The following is a 3118-nucleotide window of genomic DNA, read 5'->3' as shown; positions in this document are numbered from 1 at the left end:
AGTCTGTCCCAGTGTGCGATATTTCATGCCATGACTCCTGTCACACCACAATTGGCAACTGCGCCAGCTTCCACTGTGAGGACCTGCCAGCCGTTGTCCTCAAATCGCCACGAGAATGAGATGTCTGAATCGCCGCCATTGTAAAACATTACGCCATCTACATCTGTTCCGGAATGGATCACAAGCGGAAGGATTTGTTGGGGAACACCGCGCTCGCCATTGGCGTGTTTCACTTCGACTGTTGGCGTTACTTTGCTTTTTACTTCTCGCGTGCCCAAAAGCAATGGGCCGTAACATCCAGTCACGGGTCCAATGCCCCAGTTGCGCCCGTGTCCAGCCGCTGTCGAACAGATCGCGCCACCCATATCGGCGTGTTCTCGACCACCGCGCAGCACCCGACGCGCCATCGTCAGCTTGTCTGCTGCCTGCTTTAATGCGCGCTCGGCATAGTGCTCATCACCCGTCACCTGATATGCCAGCGTTAGTGCTGCGGTGCTCGGTTCTGTTGTGGGGGTTACGGAGCCGTCGCCATTCCAAATACCCCAATACGTCATGTCGTTGCGCTTGCCCACGCCGGGCCAATCGCGGCGGCGCGCCTGTGGAAAGACCATGGCTATTTCGCCTTCTTGCAGATCGGGAAAATGCGCGATTTGCGCCTGAATTGCCTCGTCCAGAGAGGGATCGGAGAATTGCCGCCGAAAATGGGAGATCGCCGCCGCGCCGGGGTCCGAATACGGATCCAGCAATTCGTTGACCATCGATTCTGCAATTCGCCGCGCCGCCTGGTGAAATACAGCGTCTCCCGATGCTTCGAATAGATCGCCCAGTGCGTATATGACGCCAGAAGCCAGCAGTACTTCGACTCCGATGAGCGGGTCGCCAGGGACGTGATGCCCGGCTTGTGCCGCCTTTTTTTGTTGTCCAGTCGCCTGCTTGCCAAATTTCGGTTGTCCGTTTGCATCCCAGGCAATGGGCAAGGGGCCATCTGGTATGGCGACAATCATTTCTGCCCGACGTCTGCCGTATTGCAATGCCCAGTCCAGGTACCGGTCTTGTCCCGTCATTCTATGTGCGGCAAGGGCAATGTGGACAAAGCGGAAGTGCTCGGCAATTTCGGCATCATAGCCGTCGTCTCGTCCTACTGTGCGCGTGCCAATATAATATCCGTAAAACCGGTTGCGCTCCCAGTCAAACCATTCGGGAATGCCTTCGACCCAGTTGCCGATGTGTTCGGCTGCGTCTTGTAGTAGTGCGTTTGCTTTTTCGTCTTCAGAAAATAATCCGAGGTAACGCGGCAAAAAGAGCAGAAAGGGTTCGGTTCCGTGATGGGCTTCGGCTTCGGGTTCATAACCGTGCAGACAGTCCCGTTCCACCCATCCGGCGAGCATATCGCGCAGGTGTTCAAAGTGCTCCCGCACTTCGTCATTTCCGGTGATGAGATAGTGGGGGAACCATGCCAGCGAATAGTTCGCTTCATCTTCGCCTCCGCCATGTCTGCTCGGCGGGTCCATACGACGGCTTTGATCTAACCACGCATCCATCTCTTTTCGCAATGTCCGATAATGTTCAAAGCACTGTTTCATAAGTAGGCCCTCCAGAAGTTGTTTTTCTTTTTTGCCGTTGGGATTTATTATCTTGACGCTTCGAAAACGCGAAACTAATTTGTCAGACAGCATAGCGGAAAAAAATTTCAAAGTCAAGGTCTCTTGAAGCCTATTGGAAAGGATTGCCATGTCGGACATTCGCATTCGCGCAGAACACCTCGAACCGTTTATCCAATCGGTTTTTGAAAACGCGGGTATGCCGCCCGAAGACGCCGCCATAGAAGCAGAAGTGCTCATTTGGGCGAATCTGCGCGGGGTTGATTCGCACGGGGTTTTGCGTGTTATCTCGTATCTCAACAATATTGAGACAGGCGCGATGAATCCCCGGCCCAATATTCGCGTCGTGAAAGAGTCGCCAGCGGTTGCCCATATCGCCTGTGACCGCGCTCTTGGACCTGTGGCGACTGTTCCCGCGATGAAAAAAGCCATTGAGAAGGCCAAAAATGTGGGGATCGGATGGGTGTTGCTCAGCGACGTTACACATCAGGGCGCGATGGCTTATTATTCTTTGATGGCGGCACAGGAGGGCTTTGCGGGTATTGCCATTGTTTGCAGTCCGCCCAATATGACCCCTTTTGGTGCGAAGGCAGCGGGCGTTCACAATAGCCCGATAGCCGTTGCGGTTCCGGCAAACAAACGCGATCCCATCAGTCTCGATATGGCGACCAGTGTGGCAGCGGGTGGCAAACTTCAACTCGCGCAGGATAAGGGCGTGCCGCTGGGCGAAGATTGGGCACTTGATGCCGAGGGCAATCCGACGACGGATGCGCGTAAGGGTGTTATCTTGCGTCCGGCAGGTGGCCCCAAGGGATCGGGTCTTGCCCTTATTTTTCAGTGTTTGTCCAGTTTGATGGTCGATAATCCTCTGCTCGTTCCCGTATTGCGCGGGGGCGAGAGTTTAAAAAAGCAAAACGGCATTGTCGCTGCGATTGATATTTCCTTTTTTGTCGATGTGGATGATTACAAAGACCACGTTGATAATTTGATCGATGAACTCAAAGCACTGCCCAGAGCAGATGGTTTTGACGATATCCTCATGCCCGGCGAGCCCGAAAATCGCACCCTTGCCGAACGGTCTGTCGAAGGTATTCCCATTCCAGCGGGTACGGCGGAAAAACTCCGCAAAGCCGCGCAGCGCTTTGATCTCGCGTTGCCCGAAGGAATGTAAAAGATTGGAATAAACATGTCAGAAATTGTAACCATTAAAGATGTCAAAACTATTGTGACGCAGCCTGCGGGTTCGCGGCTCGTTATTGTCAAAGTTATTACGTCGGAACCCGGGCTTTACGGGTTGGGTTGTGCGACATTTACGCAGCGATTTCACGCGGTGCGTACGGCTATTGAAAAACATCTCAAGCCTTTTGTTATGGGACGCGATGTGGATCGCATTGAGGAAATCTGGCAGATGAGCATGGTCAATGGGTACTGGCGAACTGGTCCCGTGCTCAATAATGCCATATCGGGGGTGGGCCAGGCTCGGCGGGATAATAAGCGCCAGCCCGCGGGAACGCCAG

General features: G+C 53.9%; 3 protein-coding genes. 2 read left to right on the top strand and 1 reads right to left on the bottom strand.

Annotation, left to right across the window (positions count from 1 at the left end):
- Positions 1–23 precede the first annotated feature (23 nt).
- Positions 24–1583 carry a hypothetical protein gene (locus tag OXG87_18430; GenBank protein ID MCY3871531.1) on the bottom strand — a complete coding sequence of 520 codons (1560 nt, stop codon included), beginning with the start codon at positions 1581–1583 and terminating at the stop codon, positions 24–26.
- A gap of 148 nt (positions 1584–1731) precedes the next feature.
- On the opposite strand from OXG87_18430, the gene OXG87_18425 reads away from it, so the two are divergent.
- Positions 1732–2772 (top strand): Ldh family oxidoreductase, encoded by a 1041-nt coding sequence (locus OXG87_18425; GenBank protein ID MCY3871530.1) that lies wholly within the window; start codon positions 1732–1734, stop codon positions 2770–2772.
- A 15-nt stretch (positions 2773–2787) separates the two neighbouring features.
- The coding region (locus OXG87_18420) for a starvation-sensing protein RspA (protein ID MCY3871529.1) at positions 2788–3118 on the top strand (331 nt) is incomplete at its 3' end.

It is taken from the genome of Gemmatimonadota bacterium (genome assembly GCA_026706845.1).
Lineage (GTDB): Bacteria > Latescibacterota > UBA2968 > UBA2968 > UBA2968 > VXRD01.
This window is presented reverse-complemented; position numbering and strand designations above follow the sequence as displayed.

Coding starts and splice junctions, on each gene's coding strand:
- OXG87_18430 (MCY3871531.1), bottom strand. CDS start 1,583: ATGAAACAGTGCTTTGAACATTATCGGACATTGCGAAAAGAGATGGAT.
- OXG87_18425 (MCY3871530.1), top strand. CDS start 1,732: ATGTCGGACATTCGCATTCGCGCAGAACACCTCGAACCGTTTATCCAA.